3 protein-coding genes are annotated in these 20165 nt (G+C 49.9%); all 3 read left to right on the top strand.

What is annotated here, in order from left to right; translation table 11 throughout:
• Genes JNUCC21_RS12605 through JNUCC21_RS12595 form a run of 3 tightly spaced genes read left to right on the top strand, consistent with a single transcriptional unit; the run spans position 1 to position 20106 of the window.
• Positions 1 to 7719 (top strand): SDR family NAD(P)-dependent oxidoreductase, encoded by a 7719-nt coding sequence (locus JNUCC21_RS12605; protein WP_369878192.1) that lies wholly within the window; start codon positions 1 to 3, stop codon positions 7717 to 7719.
• Between the two features lie 22 nt (positions 7720 to 7741).
• Positions 7742 to 13894: an SDR family NAD(P)-dependent oxidoreductase gene (locus tag JNUCC21_RS12600; RefSeq protein ID WP_369878191.1), complete on the top strand. Its 6153-nt coding sequence runs from the start codon at positions 7742 to 7744 to the stop codon at positions 13892 to 13894.
• Positions 13891 to 20106 carry a beta-ketoacyl synthase N-terminal-like domain-containing protein gene (locus JNUCC21_RS12595; protein ID WP_369878190.1) on the top strand — a complete coding sequence of 2072 codons (6216 nt, stop codon included), beginning with the start codon at positions 13891 to 13893 and terminating at the stop codon, positions 20104 to 20106. The genes JNUCC21_RS12600 and JNUCC21_RS12595 overlap by 4 nt, the downstream gene beginning before the upstream one ends.
• Positions 20107 to 20165: the final 59 nt, after the last annotated feature.

Genomic DNA, 20165 nt, shown 5'->3' with positions numbered 1-20165 from the left:
TTGGCAGTTGCCACCGATCAAGTCAAAACGTTCCTGCAGAAAATCAGCCATACGAATTATATCGTCCGGGATCATCGCGTTCATCAAATCCGCGTCCTCCCGGGCGTGACTTTAATAGATATGCTGTATCGGCTCGCCGCCGGGTATCTCGGTGAAAGGCCTATAGAATTAAGACAGATTATTTTTAAGCAGCCTGTTGTAACATCTGAAGAGTTTGATAAACACCTGTATGTGACCTTTACGCCGGCGCGTGACAGCTGGAAAGTTGAGATTACTAGCGAAAAAGCAAAAAACGGCACACCGCTTGGCGGAAACCGGGATGAGAATATGGAATGCCAGCTTTATTTGCAAGAAGACACGCCCCGGGCAAAAGAACTGAATATTGAAGCGTTCATGAAAAACGCAAGCCGAAAATGGGACATGCATGACATTTACGGAATTGCAAGAAGAAGCCATATTGAGCATGGCGAGTTTATGAAAAATGAAGGGGCCGTTTATCAGCTTCAGGATAAAGAAGAATTAATGGAGCTCACTCTAAGTGATTTGGCTGAAGGATTCCGGGAGAAATTTAAGGCGCATCCGGCTTTTTTAGATGCGTCCACCCTTGCCGGCTCTTCCTTTGCATTGTCGGCCCAAAAGCAGAATGACACACCTTATATTCCTTTTATGATCGATCGTTTTTGCATGTATCAGCCGTTTCCGAAAACGATTTACACTTATTCTGCGAAAAACAGCCGCACTGAAAGCGGCGTATCAGATAGCGAACCTGATGTTTATTCGGCTGACTTCACGATTTACGACAGGGCAGGGAACATATTGGCCGAATGTGAGAAACTGACAGTAAAAAGGGTCAGACAAGCGAATATGATTACCCATCTGATAGACAAAGAGAAGCCGCCTCAGCAGAACAGAAGCGGCCGTGGTGAGTCGGAAAATTCTGTGGCCGCAGAAGACGTGTCTGAACAGCAAACGCCGGAACAAAACATGGTGACTTACATAAAGTCGGAAATCGCCAGGTTGATCAATCGTCCGGCACAGGATATTGATGTGCGGAAAGGCTTTTATGATATGGGGCTTGACTCGGCGCATTTGCTGAAGCTTGTAAAGATATTAGAGCAGACTTTTCAGCAGCAGTTTTATCCGACACTGCTTTTTGAATATTCCTCTGTCCGCCGCCTTGCGGATTACCTTATCAATGAAGCGGGCTGTGTGCTGAAAGATTCGGCCGAAGAACGGCATACATCAGACGCTGACATTGCTGATGAGGTTCTGTTTTTTGAACCCGCCTGGAAAGATCATCCGCTGGAAACGGCGGTGCAGAACGGGCAAAAACACACCCGTCATCTCATTATCGCTGCCGATGCAGGACCCCGTCTCACCGGTGAACTCGGCACACATTGCCCGGAAGCGGAAGTGATAGAACTGAAAAGGGAGCATGAGGTTGCAGATGAGCAGTTTGAAGCAGATGCCGAGCGCATATTTCGTATGCTCAAACAAGAACTGACAGACCATCCGAAAGAACATACATTGATTCAGCTTGTATGCGCCGTTGAGAATGGAGCGGCATTGTCTTCCGCTCTCGGGGCTATGCTGAAAACGGCACATCTGGAAAATCCGGCTCTTCGCACTCAGGTAATCACCTTCTGTGACAAGAATGAGAGATTGCCAAGTGATACGGCCGCAATGATAAGAACAGAAGCAGACTGCTCTCATGCAGGCTGCACAGACATTCGGTATAAAGACAATATGCGGCAGATCAGATTGTTCGAACGTATTGAGAAACTGGACGGGCAGACACAGTCTCCTTGGAAACAAAACGGCGTATATGTCATTACAGGAGGTCTCGGCGGTCTTGGATTTCTGCTAGCCCGTCACCTTGCAGAAAAAGAAAAGGTGAAGCTCGCACTCATCGGCCGTTCGCCGGAACAGTCTGAGAAGATCAGCAGACTGAAAGCATTGGGCGCAGAAGTTCTTTACGTTCAAGCGGACATCGGCAGCAAAGCCGAAACAGAGCGGGCATTTGCTCAGATTACAGAAACCTTCGGCCGGCTGACGGGCATTTTTCATTGCGCCGGTGTTTTAAAAGATCAATTTATCATCCAAAAAGACAGTTCTGACTTGAAACAGGTGTTCCTGCCGAAAATCAGCGGCCTGATTCATGCGGACGAAGCTTCACGGCATGAACCGCTTGAATTTTTCGCCGTATTTTCCTCATTCTCGGCGTTGGCCGGAAATGCGGGCCAGACAGATTATGCCGCGGCGAACGCTTTTATGGATGAATATATGAAATATCGCGATTGCAAAGCGGAAAAAGGCGAACGGACCGGGGCTTCTATAACAATCAACTGGCCGCTTTGGGAAGATGGCGGCATGCAGGTTGACAGCTTGATGAAAGAGATCATGAATGATGCAACGGGCACCAGCCCGCTTCCGGCCGGGGAAGGGATGGCTGCACTTGAATATATGCTGCGTCTCGGCAAGCTGCAATCCGTTATTTTATACGGGAAAGAGCCGGCTGTAACTGAAAACATGGGCCGATTGGGTCCAAAGGGAGACAAGAACGGATCTTCATTATCCCATGCAGCTGTAAAGAGAAGGAGCCGAAAACAAGAGAGACATACAGAAGAGCACGATATTGCGGTAATCGGATTGGCGGGAAGATACCCGCAGGCGGGAAGCATTGATGAATTTTACCAAAATCTGCGCTCAGGGAAAGATTGCATCACAACAATGCCGAAAGACAGATGGAAAGGTTATCCTTTCTCATATGAAGCAGATCAGTTCTACCGTTACGGAGGATTTTTAGATCGTATAGACAGCTTTGATCCGCTGTTTTTCAATTTGACTCCGCGCCAGGCTGAAATGATGGACCCACAGGCACGGCTGTTTTTAGAGACGGCTTGGGAAGCTTGTGAAGATGCCGGTTTTTATCAAGACAGAACGGCGCGCGGGCCATCTTCACAAAAAAGAAAACGCGTCGGGGTATTCGCAGGTGTGTTTTGGAGCCATTATGAGCTGTTCGGCGCTGAAATCACACAGCGGGGCACACCGCTGTCTATGGGCGTGACGCCTGCCTCTGTTCCGAATATCGTGTCTCACTGCCTGAACTTTACAGGGCCGTCAATGGCTGTTGATACGATGTGCTCTTCTTCGCTCACATCCATACATTTGGCATGTGAAAGCATTAAAAGAGGGGAGTGCGAATTCGCCATTGCCGGCGGTGTGAATGCGGTCACACACCCGCATAAATATGCGTTTTTGGCGAATGCCGGATTTCTGTCTTCAGAAGGCGTCTGCAAAAGCTTCGCCGACGGCGGTGACGGTTATGTGCCGGGAGAAGGCGTCGGCGCGGTGTTACTGACAACCGTTCAAGAAGCGGAAAGAATGGGCTGTCCGATATATGGCGTCATAAAAGGCTCCGCTTTAAACCATGTCGGAAAAACATCCGGTTTGACCGTGCCTGATCCGGCATCACAGGCGGAAGTCATTACAGATTCCTTTCAGAGTGCCGGCATTGATCCGGAGACATTGAGTTATATTGAAGCTCACGGAACGGGTACGTCTCTGGGTGATCCGATTGAAATTGAAGGGCTGAGCCGCGCTTTCCGCAAATGGACAAACAAGAAGCGGTTTTGCGCCATCGGCTCTGCCAAATCAAATATCGGCCATTTAGAAGGAGCAGCCGGGATCGCCGGATTAACAAAGGTGCTTTTGCAGCTGAAGCATGGAGAAATCTTTCCGTCATTGCACGCGGACACGCTGAATCCCCATATTCCGTTTCCGGACACGCCGTTTTATGTGGCGGACCGGCTGGAAGAATGGGAACGGCCGTCACATCCTGATCAGCCGAGAAGAGCGGGTTTAAGTTCTTTTGGCGCCAGCGGGAGCAATGCCCATTTTGTCATAGAAGAATATCTGCCGCCGCAGGCTGAAAAGAAATCGGTAAATATACGGGAAGACGAGCCGGTTCTGTTTCTGCTTTCGGCAAAAAATGAAGAACGCCTATTAGAATATGTCAAACGGTATGACCGCTTTTTACGGGAAAAAGAAGTCAACCTTAAAGACCTGGCCTACACGCTTCAAGCTGGCAGAGAAGCGATGCCTGAACGGCTGGCATTTATCGTTACATCCGTTTTCGGCCTGCAAGCGAAACTGAAGGATGTGCTTGAACGGAAAACAGAAATTGAAGGATGTTTCCGCGGACGTGCTCAAGATGATATTTCATCAAGTGGATTGGCCGAGCTGCTGAAAAACAAGCAATATTCCAGATTGCTCACTGAGTGGGCAAAAGGAGCCGCCGTTGACTGGAGCCTGTTATACGAAGGAGAGAAGCCGAAACGGGTCAGCCTTCCTGTATATCCGTTCGCGAAGGAACGGTATTGGGTGCCTGTGCCTGCGGATATCCGGAAACAGACAGACGAACCGGCGGAAAACCAAAAGATCATTCTTCAAAAAGACTGGAAGCAGCAAGATCCGGCGGAGTCTGAAGCATTATCAGGAACAGTAATGATACTTGCAACTGATAAGACGAGCCGATTGGCCGATGCTCTTTTTAAAGGAAACGGCCATATTGAAACGATCTGCTTCATCCATCAGGCAAAAGACGGCGCCGATTATTACGCCGCCGCATCGGGGCGAAACCTTTACGGCAGAGTGCGGGAGTCTCTTCAAAACAAACAGATACTCGGGGTCGTCGACATAACCGCATATGACGCGGAATATGAACGGCAGGAAGAGATAGAACACGGAAAGCTTGCCTTTTTACAGCAGGCTCTTGAATCATTCCGTCATAGCGGCGCTGTGTTCAGCCAAGTGACACACCGCCTCCAGCCTTTCAAGGAAAGTAAACCTCTGATGCAAGGGGCGAAAACGGCGGGGCTGTACCGGATGCTGGGCGCTGAGTATGCCAACATTCAATCTTTTACGATAGATAGCGATTGTGAGATTGAGCATACAGAAGAATTAAGCAGACAGATTGAGACTGAATTTTTACAGCCGCGGGCCAAAAGCGGCAGTGAATGCTGCTACAGGCTGAATCGCCGTTATGTGCCGTTTCTGAAGCAGGGTATGAATGTTTCGGCGGCGCCTGAGCTTTCCTATTCGTCTGATGATGTGCTGTTAATAACGGGCGGATCGCGCGGGATCGGCGCAATTGCGGCGGAGCATGCCGTTTCACGCGGCTGCAGGAAACTGGTCATCATGGGGCGGGAGCCGCTTCCCGATTCCTCAGAGTGGGCAGACATGAAAAAGGACGGCATTCTCCCGGAAAAAGCCGAGCGGATGCAGAGGTTAGCCGAGCGGGGCGCGGAGATCCGCTATTACAGCGTTTCTCTTACGGATCAAAAGGGGCTCCGGAAAATGACGGACAGCATCAGCGGCACGATGGGGCCGATTACCGGCATTTTTCATTGCGCGGGCGCTATGGGAGAACACCCCGCTTTTTATAACAAAACCGAAACTGAAATCGAAAGCGTTTGCACACCGAAAGTAACAGGGCTTCGCGGTCTCTATGAAGCTGTTCAGAATGAGCCGCTGTCGTTTTTTATTTTGTTCTCATCCGTTTCGGGTCTGATCCCTTCGCTTGCTGCGGGGCAAAGTGACTACGCGATGGCTAATTCATTTATGGACTCTTTTGCAAATCATCAAGCAGGTAAAGGAAACGTGTTTGTTAAAGCCGTTCAATGGCCCGTCTGGAAAGAAACCGGCATGGCTGAAGGCCTGCCGGAAACACCTGCTTATCAAAAATCAGGACTTTCCAGGCTGTCTGCCGAAGACGGACTGAAGTTTTTAGATTACATCATCTTAAACGGACAAAGCTGCGGAATTCCTTGTGTTCCCGAAGACAGTGAGCCTGATTTTGGTGATCTTCTGAAGGTGAAGAAATCTGAAGCTCCCGTGAAAAAAAGCACTGCCGGTGACCAAAAGGTGAAGGACATGATTCGTCAATGGGTTCGCACCGTTTTCAGCGAAGAACTGAAAATGACGGATGAGCAGATAAAAGATGATATGCCGTTTGATGAATACGGGATTGACTCAATACTCTTTGCGGAATTGGTTCAATCATTGCAAAAACGGATCAGCATTAAGTTAACACCGTCCTTAATGCTTCAATATCAAACGATTACAGAAATGGTTGACTATTTCGCAGCGCATCATGAAGCCGATTTTGTGACAAAAGAAAATGGTTTCGTTCAAGACAGGGACGTAGAGCCTGATTTAATCGCTGACGCTGAAGAGAGAACATTCATGGAGCCGAAAGCGGATACCGAAGACGATATTGCCGTCGTCGGCATGTCCTGCCGTTTTCCGGGGGCGGGCGGAACGGATGCTTTTTGGGAGCTGCTGATGAAAGGAAACACCGCCATCCGGCCTGTCCCCGCAACGCGCTGGCATGCAACAGCAAATGCAAAGGATTATGCGGGGTGGATTGATGATATCGACATGTTTGATGCGGGCTTTTTCGGCATCTCTGAAAAAGACGCGGCAATTATGGACCCGCAGGCGCGGATCATATTAGAAGAAGCGGTTCATTCCGTTTATGATGCCGGGTACGGCCAAAAGGATTTATCGGGCCGGAAAGTCGGCGTGTACATCGGCGGCAGGGCGCAGCCTTCAGCCGGTATGGAACATATCCTGCAGGCGCCTAACCCGATTTTGGGGGCGGGGCAAAACTATTTAGCGGCCAACATTTCACGATTTTTGAATGTCACAGGGCCGAGCCTTGTCGTGGATACAGCATGTTCCTCAGGGCTGATCGGGCTGTCCTTTGCAAAAGACGCCCTTTTGGCCGGAAGGATTGACGCGGCCTTAGTCGGTTCGGTGAGTCTGCTCTTATCTCCGTCCGCGCACCGGTTATTCGGAGCGCGTCATATTTTAAATGAGAACGGCGTGTTTCATATATTCGACCGTGAATCAGCGGGAGAAGTGCTCGGAGAAGGAGCGGGGGCGGTTTTTATCAAACGATTGAGCGATGCGGTGCGGGACGGAGACCGTATTTACGGCGTCATAAAAGCCGTCTCGGTAAACAATGACGGCCGGACGCTCGGTCCCGGTTCACCGAATATAAGAGCGCAGAGAGACGCCATTCAAACTGCGCTTGACATGGCGGAAAAGTCGCCCGAAGACATTGGATATATAGAAGTGAACGGAGGCGGTTCCCCAATCGTTGATTCGGTGGAAATCAAGGCACTCTCAGATGTCTATCAGCTGAACCGGAAAACGCTTCTGCCCTGCCGGATCGGATCGGTGAAACCGAATGTGGGGCATTTGCTTCTGTCTTCAGGTCTTGCGGGCTTCATCCGATGTGTGCTGAGCGTCTATCATAAGCGGATTCCGCCTTTCTTATCAGCGCGTGAGCCATTTGAACATTATGACTTTGAAGCGTCGCGTATTCATTTTAATCGTGAACCCGTTGATTGGCATTCAGAGAAGAAACCCCGCGTCGCAGCTCAGAGTTCATTTCCTGACGGCGGGACAAATGCTCATATCCTCGTTGAAGAATACAGAGGTGAAAGGCAGGGGGAACATCACCGGGCGCCTCAGCCGCCGGAATTCAGAAAAAAACACTACCCGCTTTTGGGCGGCTGGAACAGCACGGAGAATGAAGCGGAAAAAACAAGTAATGAAAAAACAGACATTGCGGATCTTTTAAAGAAATATGAGAAAAAAGCAGAGACAAGCACTGCACCTGCAGACTCGTTTTGGCAGGTGACAACGTGATGTTTTTAAAAGGGGACTAACCATGAAAAAAACAGTGAATCTGCGCCTGACGGCAGAACATCCCATTATGAAAAACCATCTTGTTCACGGAGAATCTGTCATGCCCGGTCTGGCCTATATTGATATGCTGTATCAGCTGGCAAAGCAAAGCCTTGATCTTTCATTCCGTTCCATCTGTCTGAAACGGGTGACCATTTATCATCCTTTATCAGTGAAGCGGTCAGAGCGGCTTGATGTGAGTGTCATATTCAGTAAAGAAAAGGAGTTCTGGACAGCCTCGATTTGCGGGGCGGATTCCGGGACGGTTTTCTTATCAGCGGAGGTGCATGAAGGAGTCTTCTCATCAGATAGGCGCCTTGACGCGGAAGAGAAAAAACAAGTTGCGCTTCCATCAGTCTCCTTGCATACGGTTTACGAAGACGCGAGAAGCCGCGGACTGTCGCATGACGGGCTGATGAAGCCGGAGGGAGAGATCTATGCAAATGAAGAGGAATGTTTCCTTGATATTCGGCAGTCTGATTCATGCCAGGAAAATCTCCCCGGCGCTCTCTTTCATCCCGCGCTGATGGACGGTGCCGCCATGGCCTCCGGCGTATTGCAGACAGCTGCAGGCGCCGGTTTGTTTTTACCGATTTATTATGATTCGTTTAGTGCCGCTGAAACCGTTACGGAGCGCTGTTACGCGGTGATTTCGAAAAAATCCGGCACGCCTTCTGAAATGGTGAAAATGGATATTGACTTTTACAACCTTAGCGGTGCGCATATTGCTTCACTGCTCGGCCTGACAGCCAAAAAGGTGCGGACAGACCGGCAGCTGATACCAGGCCTTCAGCAGATGGAGGAAACCTTATACCGCATTTTTTCAACATACGTAGGCCGTCCAGTCACAAGAAATGATGCGCACACCGTATTTTTTGAATTAGGCCTTGAATCGTCACAGCTTCTGGCCATTATTAAAGACATCGAAGGGGCGTTTGATCTGCGGCTGAATCCGACTCTTTTATTTGAGTGCAGCAGCATATCCGAACTGCTTGAAGACATAAAAACAAAAGGAACAGAAGAATCTTCCGGCCTTGTCGCGGATGCAGCACCGGTCTCTGAAACGCAATCAGTCAGTCAGACATTTACTTTCTATGAACATGAAGCATTCCTTCAGGATCATCTGGTTTTCGGCAAACCGGCACTGATGGGTGTAGTGTATCCATGTCTGGTGCTTGAAGCATCCGGAGCGTCTCATTCCGGCACGTATCCCGCCGAGCTGAAAGATATCCGCTTTACGGGCGGGCCCGTCACGCTGGAGCCGGGAGAGGCCGCACAGATTGACATTTCATTTGCGGCAGAAAAGAGTGCCGAACGCTTTACCGCAAGCTGCACTGTTTCCGGTAAAGAAAGCCGGAAGACGTGTGCCGAAGGAGAAATAAGCAGAGGTATAGAGGCACCCGTAAAAAAATCATATGACGTTGAACAAATGAAGGCGCATGCAGAAAAGGTAGCGCCGGATGTTATTTCCCGTCTGTACGATTCGGTTGCCGACTTCATGATAGGCCCGATGCTGAAAACGGTAACGGCGGGATACAAAATGAGTGAGAGCTCCTTTTTGTTGCAGCTGGACTTATCAGGAAAAAAAGAAAAAGGCGATCTGCGTCACTTTGCATTTGACCCGCTTATATTGAATTCTTGTTATATGTCGCTCGGTGAAGAAGAATTGCAGCTGAAAAAGCGGATTCACGTCCCGCTCATGATTGAGAGGCTGACGCTTTACGGACCTGTCATGTCTGATACCGTTTATGTGGTGAATACAATCAAACATAAAAAAGACGGGTTTCTCTCATTTGATGCCGCAGTCCTCAGTCATACCGGGGAACAGCTGGCGGAATTGAAAAACGCGTCTGTGAAAGAAGTGCTTCAGCCAAATCGGCTTGAAAATGCGTCTTTTGCTCCGTCCGGGAATCAAAACCGTCCGAAAACGAAAGGAAAACCGCTGGATATTGCCATTGTCGGGATTTCCGGCAAGTATCCGCAGGCCGATGATATCAATGCGTTTTGGGAAAATCTCAAACAAGGAAAGGATTGTATTACCGAAATTCCGAAAGACCGCTGGAAATGGGAACATTACTTTTCCGAGGACCGGACGGCGCCGGGAGCGATCTACAGCAAATGGGGCGGATTCATTGACGGGATCGCCGATTTTGATCCTGAGTTCTTTAAGATTTCCCCCCGTGAAGCGGAACACCTTGATCCTCAGGAACGGCTGTTTTTAATGCATGCGTGGATGGCCATGGAGGATGCGGGATATACGAGGACATCACCTGAACTTGGCCGTCAGGTAGGTGTGTATGCCGGTGTCATGTATCAGGAATACCCGCTATTCGCGGCTGAAGCGGGAGTGAAAGGACGGCATATCGGGCTCCCCGGCGGGATTTCATCCATTGCTAACCGTGTCTCCTATTTTTGTGATTTTCAAGGGCCGAGCATTTCGGTCGATACGATGTGTTCGGGTTCGCTGACTTCATTGTACATGGCGTGCCGAGATCTGCGGGATCATCGGATTCGGGCGGCGCTTGCCGGCGGAGTGAATCTCACCGTTCATCCTAACAAGTACTTCATGCTGAGCCAGGGGCAGTTCATCTCATCTAAAGGACACTGCGGGAGTTTCGGCGCCGGGGGTGACGGCTATATTCCGGCAGAAGGGGTCGGGGTGCTGCTTCTTAAACGTTTAGAAGACGCCGTACAAGACGGAGATCGGATTTACGGCGTCATTAAGGGAGCTGCCATTAATCACGGCGGGAGAGCGAGCGGTTACACCGTACCGAACCCCAAGGCGCAAAGCGAAGTCATTTCTCAAGCTTTACAGGAGGCGGGGGTTTCTCCGAGCCAGATCAGCTATGTGGAAGCGCACGGGACAGGGACGAAATTAGGCGATCCGATTGAAATCCGGGCTTTAACCGATGCATTCGGTGATGTTCCTGAAACATGTCTCATCGGGTCTGTCAAATCAAATATCGGACATGGGGAATCTGCAGCAGGCATCGCCGCTGTCACAAAAGTGCTGCTGCAGATGAAGCACAAACAAATCGCCCCATCTCTGCATGCAGATGTTTTAAATCCGAATATCCAATTTGATGAAGGACCGTTTTCCGTCTGCCGGGAATTAACAGATTGGAAACGGATTGCAGCAGACGGAGCAGAACAGCCGCTCAGGGCGGGGATCAGCAGCTTTGGTGCGGGCGGTTCTAACGCGCATATCATTATTGAAGAATATGAGGCTCCTGTCAAACAAGCAATCAGCAGCCAAGAGCCGGCTGTCATTCTGCTGTCTGCGAAAAATGGGGGGCGTCTGACAGAATACGCGGAGCGCCTTCTTGCTTTTCTTCAAAAGAAGCATACGGATAAGCCGGACTTATTTGATGTCGCATACACTTTACAAGCGGGGCGGGAAGCGATGGATGAGCGGCTGGCTTTCATTGCGGACTCTCTTAAGGAGCTGGAGGACAAGCTCAGATCGTACTTGGAAAATGAAAACGCACTGCATCTTTACAGAGGGCGGGCGAAGCGAAATCATGAGACAGTGGCTGTGTTTGAATCTGATGAAGATTTGCAGGAAGCCATGGTCAAATGGCTGAAAAAGAGAAAGTACGGTCATTTGCTGAACATGTGGGTGCAGGGAGTCGATGTGGACTGGAACTTGTTATATTCGGGACAAAAACCCCGGAGAATCAGCCTTCCCGCCTATCCGTTTGCAAAGGTCAGATGCTGGATTCAAGATGAAGCCGAGGCGGTTTCAAAACGGAATGACGGCAAAACGGTGATCCATCCGCTGCTTCATGAAAACACATCCGATCTGTGGGAGCTGAAATTCACATCCGTTTTTACCGGACGGGAATTCTTTTTCACTGACCACACAGTCAATGGGGAGAAGGTGCTCCCGGGAGCCGCCGTGATCGAAATGGCCAGGGCGGCCGTTGAGCGTGCCGCATACGCTGTGCCGGACGGACGTAAAGGAATGTATTTGAAAGATCTCATATGGATGAGGCCTGTCGTTCATAAGGGGACGGATGTAGAAGTCCATATCAGCCTTATCCTTAAGGGAAATGAAGACATTGAATTTACGATTTACAGCCTATCGGAAGAACCCGGGGGAGAACGGATTATATACAGTAAAGGCACCGCGGTATCAGGAGAGATAGCAGCAGTTCCGTCAGTTCACTTAGAGGGCTGGCTGTCCGGCTGCAGCCAATCGGTTATGACGTCTGATGAGGTTTATCAGGCTTTCCGGCATGCGGGTATGATATACGGGCCGAGCCATCAAGGAATTGATCAGCTGATGATCGGAGAGAGGGGCGCTGCAGCCCGGCTGTCGCTGCCGGAAACGGCAGGCAGTACCGCCGATCAGTTTGTCATCCATCCGAGTCTTCTAGATGCCGCTTTTCAGGCGTCACTGGGTGCCGGTTCAGATACTGCCGGAGACACTCCGATGCTGCCGTTTTCCCTGCGGCAGGCAGAAATATTTCAGCCGACTCAGAAAACGATGTGGGCGCTTGTCCGCAAACAGAGCGATCGGTCAGATAACGGAGCGCTGATGCTGGATATTGATTTATGTGATGAAAACGGCGCTGTTTGTATGAGATTGACAGGCTTCTCCTGCCGGGCTGTCCGGCAGACAAACCAAACCGAAAGCAAACGGCAGGAAGTTCAGACGGCGATGCTTGCCCCTATTTGGGACAAAACTTTCTTTTCTCTGGAAGAAAATCGAGCGGTTGATCAAGAACAATTGCTGATCATCGGAAAGCCGGGAAATACCATAAAGGCTGCGGCAAAAATGTGGCCCCGCGCCCATCTGGCGGAGACGCCGGATCACTCAAGCGAGCAAACATTACGTGAATTGACAGCCGGGTATCAGGATATCCGCCATTTCTTATGGATTGCGCCGGATCGTTTCGCACCCGCATCCGTCAGTCAGGAAATGCTTGATGAGCAGGAGAATGGGGTGATTCAATGTTTCCGTTTCATCAAAGCGCTGCTGTCACTCGGGTATGGAAACCGAAACATCAGCTTTACGGCGGTGACCCGGCAGACACAGTCCGTGTATCCGGGTGATCTGCCGCAGCCTGAGCATGCGGGTGTACACGGTTTGATCGGTTCATTGGCAAAAGAATATCCGAACTGGGACATCAGGCTGATTGATGCAGAAGAAGGCAGTGATTCGTCTGAGATGAAAAACATCTGGCGCCTTCCTCCAGATCCGGGCGGAAATGCTGCCGCGTACCGTAACGGAGCTTGGCACAAGCAAAAAACAGTCCGGGTGCTGACAAGTTCCGCTCCGCGTATGTCGTACAGAGAAGGCGGCGTTTATGCTGTCATCGGCGGAGCGGGCGGCATCGGAGAAGCATGGAGCAAATACATGATCACCCGTTACAAGGCACGGATGATATGGATCGGCAGGCGGACTAAGGATCAGGAGATTCAGAGCAAAATAGACAGGCTGGCGCTATCAGGCCCCGCGCCGCATTATATACAGGCTGATGCTCAAGATGCCGCAGCGCTTAAAGCGGCCGTCCGTTCCGTAAGAGAGCAATACGGCAATATAACGGGAGTCATCCATTCCGCGATAACGCTTGCCGACAAAAGTATGGCGAATATGGATGAAGCTTCTTTCAGAAACGCTTATTCAGCTAAGGTGAATACGAGCGTCCGAATGATCGAAGCTTTTAAGGGAGAACCGCTTGATTTTGTGCTGTTTTTCTCATCCGTTAATTCTTTCACAAAAAATGCCGGGCAAAGCAACTATGCGGCAGGGTGTACATTTCAAGACGCCTTTGCCCGCCATATCGCTTCCTTGCTTGATTGTGAAGTGAAAGTCATGAATTGGGGATATTGGGGCAGTCTGGGTGTTGTATCAGACCCGTCTTACAGAAAACGGATGGAGGCGTCAGGGATCGGTTCTATTGAACCCGATGAAGCAATGGAGGCGCTGGAAGTCTTACTATCAGAACCGTTCAGCCAAGCGGCATTCATCAAAGCTGCTCCGCACGGCTTAGCCGCGCTGACGGATCAAGATGCAATATCGGTTGTATCCGGCCCGAAGCCTTCATTTATGGAAAGCGTCAAGCGGCAAAATCCGGATCGGAATGACCGGCTTGAGACTTTAAAACGAGAAATGGAGTTGCGCATATGAACAGCCTTCTTTGCAAACTGCTCTTTTACCAATTACAGTCAATCGGGTTTTTCAGCGAGCCTGTCACCACACCTGCAGCATTCATGCGGAGCGCCGGCGTGATCGGCACATACGGCAGATGGCTGGAAGAAAGCCTGAATCTATTAAAAGAAAACGGATATATCGCGTATGACGGATACACGATCACTCTTCTCACGGATCAGCGCCCGGACGGCCGCACAGTCTGGAATGAGTGGAATGCCCATAAACGCCTGCTTCCCAATGGGGAGCTTGCGCAAGCTGAATTGGCCGAGGCGACGATAAAAGCGATGCCTTCCATTTTAAAAGGAGAACGTCCGGCTACGGATATCGTATTTCCCGATTCATCAATGCGGCTCGTTGAAGGTGTTTATAAGCATAATCCTGTCGCGGATTATTTTAATGAAGTGTTAGCAGATTCCGCGGCCGCTTACCTGAAAGCCTATCTTACAGAACACCCCGATGCCCGTATCAGGCTGATAGAAGTAGGGGCCGGGACGGGCGGAACGAGCGCCATGCTGTTTACAAAACTGAAACCATTTGCAAAACAGATTGCGGAATATTGTTATACGGACGTTTCTAAAGCTTTTTTAATGCATGCCGAACAGGAATACGGACCTGATGTGCCGTATTTGACAACAGCCTTGTTTAATGCGGAGGAGCCTTGCGAATCACAAAATATCAAAACGGGTGTTTACGATATTGTCATCGCCGCCAATGTGCTTCACGCCACAAAAAATATCGGTTTGACACTGCGCCGTCTGAAAGCGCTCCTGAAATACAACGGGATGATTTTGATAAACGAAATCAGCGATCGTTCTGTTTTTACCCATTTAACCTTCGGGCTGCTTGACGGCTGGTGGTCCTATGAAGATGCTGAGCTTCGGATTCCGGGAAGTCCCGGCTTATATCCAAAATCGTGGGAGCGTGTGCTGCATTCGGAAGGATACAGAGCGGTCTGCTTCCCTGCTGAAACGGCTCATGATTTAGGTCAGCAGATTATCGCAGCTGAGAGTGACGGACTCGTCCGGATGCAAGGGATCAGAGACGGCAGAAAGCCATACGCCGCCCCGGCCGAAGTTTTCCGAAAGCCCGCGCAGCCTGTTTCCCGCAGCCGCGCGCCAGAGGAGCATCAAGCTGTTAAGGCTGATGGGGAATCGGTCGCTTCCCATGTCCGCTCAGTCATCAAAACAAGTATTGCCGATGTATTAAAAATGAAAGAAGAGGATATTCAGGAAGAACTGAATTTCTCTGAATACGGCATTGATTCCATTCTGGCCGTCAATGTGATTAACGAGATTAATAAGCGATTGAATCTTACACTGCAGACAACGATTTTATTTGATTACTATCATGTGAAACTGCTGACCCGTTATATCTCGGAAGAATACGAAACCCTCATAGCCTCGTCTCTGAAGGCCGAAAGAGCGAAAATCCGCCCGGCGCTTCAGGAAGAACGGCCTGCTGAAAAACCTCTGCAGACGGAAAGAAAGGAAAACGGTTATCAGAAACCGAAACAAGAACGTATGCCGCCTTCTTTCGCAAAGTCCGATAACTCGGGAATGTTCCGGGTTGTGATTGACCGTCCGGGCGGCATTGAAGATCTGACGATTGCCCGCAGTGAAGTGCCCGAGCCAAAAGATGACGAGGTTCAAATAGCCGTCCGCGCCTTTTCTTTAAATTTCGGAGACTTGCTTTGTGTCAGAGGGCTGTACCCGACGATGCCGCCTTATCCGTTCACTCCGGGATTTGAAGCAAGCGGCGTCGTGATCAAGACAGGGAGGCATGTAACATCCGTCATTCCAGGTGATGAAGTGATTGTCGGCATGGGAGAGGAATTTGGATCTCAGGCGAATCTCATCACATGTAAAGAACATCAAGTCTATCATAAACCGGCCCGGCTGACCTTTGAAGAAGCATGCGCTCTTCCCACCGTGGCGGTGACAATGATAGACGCCTTCCGGAAAGCCGGACTTAAAAAAGGCGAAAAAATATTAATTCAGACCGCGACGGGAGGAACGGGGCTGATCGCGGTGCAAATGGCCCGGCATATCGGCGCGGAAATATATGCCACGGCCGGATCACAGAAAAAAATTGAGTATTTGCATTCGCTCGGGGTCCGCAATACCATTTGCTATTTAGAAGAAGATTTTGAAACGGAAATCATGCGAATGACCGGCGGCCGGGGGGTGGATGTTGTCATTAATACCCTGGCCGGTGATGCCATGCAAAAAGGAATGAATTGCCTGGCGCCGGGCGGAAGATATATCGAAATTGCCATGACTGCGCTGAAATCCGCTAAATCAGTCGACTTGTCCGTCCTTCATAACAATCAATCGTTTCACAGCGTGGATTTGCGGAAGCTGTCCCTTCAAAATCCGGATCAGGTCAAGGACTATCAATTGGAACTGCAGCGGCTGGCGGAAGAGGGAGTCATTCAGCCTGTCATCTCAAAAATCTTTTCCTTTGAAGACATAAAAGAAGCGTATCACTGTCTGGATGACCGCGGAAATATCGGGAAAATCGTCATCAGCGTTTCTGAGCCGTATCAAATGACGTACCGCCGCGAACAAAAGGATCCGGCCGATACAGTAAAATCAGCAGCTGTGTTACCTGAAAAAGAACCGATCGCGATTATCGGGATGAGCGGGCGGTTTGCTGAATCGGAGAATCTCCATGAGTTTTGGGAACACTTAGCCGCCGGACGGGATCTGATTAAAAAAGCAGACAGATGGGATGTCTCTGACAGCCAATGCCAGTATGGCAGTTTTATAGAGGACATTGAATGTTTTGACCCCGTTTTCTTTCATATATCGGGACGTGAAGCGACCTATATGGACCCTCAGCAGAGGCTGTTTTTGGAAGAATCATGGAAAGCGCTTGAAGATGCGGGATATGCGGGAGACTCGGTAAGAGGCCGGGAATGCGGCGTGTATGCCGGCTCCTGCGGCGGAGATTACCAGGCCATTTTTAAACAGCAGGGGCCCGCGCAGGCGTTTTGGGGCAATCACAATTCCGTCACTCCGGCAAGGATCGCCTATCACCTTAATTTACAAGGTCCGGCGATCACTGTTGATACGGCATGTTCCAGTTCACTGACAGCCATTCATTTGGCATGTCAGGGGCTCTGGACGAAAGAAACGGAAATGGCGGTGGCGGGCGGGGTTTTCATTCAATCCACTCCCGCTTTTTATCAGTCGTCAAATAAGGCGAATATGCTGTCACCGACCGGACGCTGCCATACGTTTGATCAAAGCGCGGACGGGTTCGTGCCTGGTGAAGGCGTGGGAGCGGTGGTGCTGAAACGTCTTAGCGACGCCGTTAGTGACGGAGATCATGTGTACGGCGTCATAAAAGGATCTGCAATGAATCAGGACGGCGCTACAAACGGAATCACCGCTCCAAGCGCGCTTTCTCAAGAACGATTGGAACGTCATGTCTATGATACTTTTCACATTGATCCGGAAACCATTCAAATGGTGGAAGCTCACGGAACGGGCACTGCACTGGGCGACCCGATCGAATTCGGCGCCTTAACGCGCGCTTTCCGCCGCTATACGGATAAAAAAGGATATTGCGCCATCGGCTCTGTAAAAACCAATCTCGGACATGCCGCTGCGGCCGCGGGGATGGCCGGACTGTTTAAAATCCTGCTGTCGCTGAAGCACAGGCAGATTCCGGCTTCCCTGCATTTTCATCAAGCCAATCAGCATATTCAATTTGCGGACAGCCCGTTTTTTGTGAATGAAAAGCTGATACCGTGGGAACGGAATCCGAATGCACCGCGCAGAGCCGCCATCAGTTCATTCGGATTCAGCGGAACAAATGCCCATCTTGTGATTGAAGAGGCGCCGCAAACCGTGCGCCGGTCACCGGCAAAACCGGCCTGCCTCATTCCTTTATCTGCGCGGACGGAGCGTCAGCTGGAAATTCAGGCAGAACGCCTGCTGGATTCACTCAGCAAGAACAAAGACAGCGATCTGGGAAATATAAGTTATACGCTCCTGCTCGGCAGAAAGCATCTACATCAACGGTTTGCCTGTATCGTAAGCAGTGCGGACGAACTGAAGCGGGTATTATCGGAGTGGCTTGTAAAAAGAGAGCTTCCGGGTGTGTTTGTGTCCAATTTGAAGGATCAGAAGCCGGCAGAAGAAGCCGGAATGAAAACATTCGGAATGGAATGCATTGAACAGTGCCGCTCGGCGGCTTCGCCCGCGCAGTACAGAGAAAACCTGGCACATATCGCTGACCTTTTTTGCAGAGGGTATGATCTTCCTTTTACACGGCTTTTTGACGGAGGGCAATATTATAAAACGCCGCTTCCTGCCTACCCGTTTTTAAAAGAAAGGTATTGGGCGGCTGATGTAAACAGTTCTTTACCAGGCCAAGCCATGAAAAAGTCTGAAACGCAAACCGTTCTCCCGTCTTCGCCGCAGCCTGACCATGAAGGGCTGATTTCTCTGACTCCTTTAACTGAGATCGAAATGAGAGCGTTTGAACCGGAGACATTGCAAAAACCGATCGTGTTACAGCCTTTGGATTGTACTGTTTCTGTCCAGCAGCCGAAAAAAGCCGTTTCCGAAGACAATAGAACATTGCTTGAAGAGTTGAGGATAAGCCTGGCAGATATTTTATTTTTGTCACCGGAAGATATTGATGCTGATGAGCCTTTCATCGATATGGGGCTTGACTCCATTATCGGGGTTGAATGGATACAAACAGTAAATAAAACGTACCACACTGAGATTACTGCCAATAAGGTGTATGAACACCCGACGCTTGAAGAGCTTGCGGAATATATAGCGGGACAAATAAAGAAACCCGAGTATGCTGAAGCGGAGGAAACAGCGGTACGTCCGCAAATCCCGGAAGCAGAAACTCCCCTTGCCGGCATCTCTGACGGCACTTTGCGCAAAGAGCTCAGAGAAAGCCTTGCGGAGATCCTATTTCTGAAGCCGGAAGATATTGATGAGCATGAGGCATTCATTGAGATGGGGCTGGATTCTATTATCGGTGTGGAATGGGTTCAGTCCATTAATAAAACCTATCAAGCGTCTATTACGGCAAATCTGGTCTATGAATACCCGACAATCGCAACATTAGCCGGGTATCTGACCGGTTCTGTCCAAAAAGACACTGAGGAAGTACATGAGGAACATACGAAACAAAACGATATATCAGAAGAGACAGATGATCAAGAACCGCCCGAGCTGATCTGTCTTAACCCGGGTGGAAAGGGAAGACCGATTTTCTGGTTTCATTCCGCGCTGGGGGCAGTGGAGCTGTACCAGCCTGTTGCCGAACGGACCGGGCGTCCTTTTTACGGAATTCAGGCAAGAGGGTGGATGACAGACCGGGAACCGATCCGCGGCATTAAAAACATGGCCGAATATTACGTTAAGCTCATACGTACCGTGCAGCCCCGGGGTCCTTACGATGTAGGCGGCTATTCATTAGGGGGCATGCTCGCTTATGAAGTCACCCGGCAATTGCAGCTGGCTGGAGAAACCGTTGAGTCAATCGTCATGCTCGACTCCTTTGACTCGGCGGGTGCGCGGGAAATAAACATTCCTGATGAATTATTTGATAAAAATATGATGCTGCAGACGGTGAACATGGCTTTATTTGCACCGGTCTATCAACATCCGGAACGCATATCTGAAACCTTGATTCATCGTGATGAACTGAATGCCGATCTTCATGAAGACATATTTTTAGAGCAATTAATCGCAAAAGCCAAACAGCGGGGGTTAACGAAGACGGACGCGTTGGTGAAAAATCTGATCAGGCAGAATATAAACGTTCAGGACGCTTACGAAATCACTGATTACGAACTCCTGCCGCTTCCGGACCCGAACGGGGTGACATGCTATTATTTCCGAAATAAAAACGGTATTTTCTTGGGTGAGCTTGATCCGTATTTTACGATCAGGGCCGATATTTTATCCGCTGATTTCGTCAACTACTGGAGCCAGTGGGAAGAGCATATGACAAACATCGCCATCATGGATGTGGCGGTATCCAACCATATGACGTTATTGGCTGAAGACAGCGCAGCCGAAACGATTTCTGAATTTTGCGGCGTTTTATATTCGGCAGACGGAATGACAGAACACAGCTTCCTGCAGCTGCAGGAAAAGATACTGAATGTGCATGGTGAGATGCTGAAGCAGCCCGCCAAAACAAGACCGTAAATTCACATATCCGCCCGCCGGGTTTACTCGTAAGCTTTGGCGGGTCATTTCAAATCTTG

This window comes from Bacillus sp. JNUCC-21, from assembly GCF_041222765.1.
GTDB lineage: Bacteria > Bacillota > Bacilli > Bacillales > Bacillaceae > Bacillus > Bacillus velezensis.
Note: the sequence above shows the minus strand (reverse complement) of the source record. Positions and strands in the feature narration are given on the sequence as shown.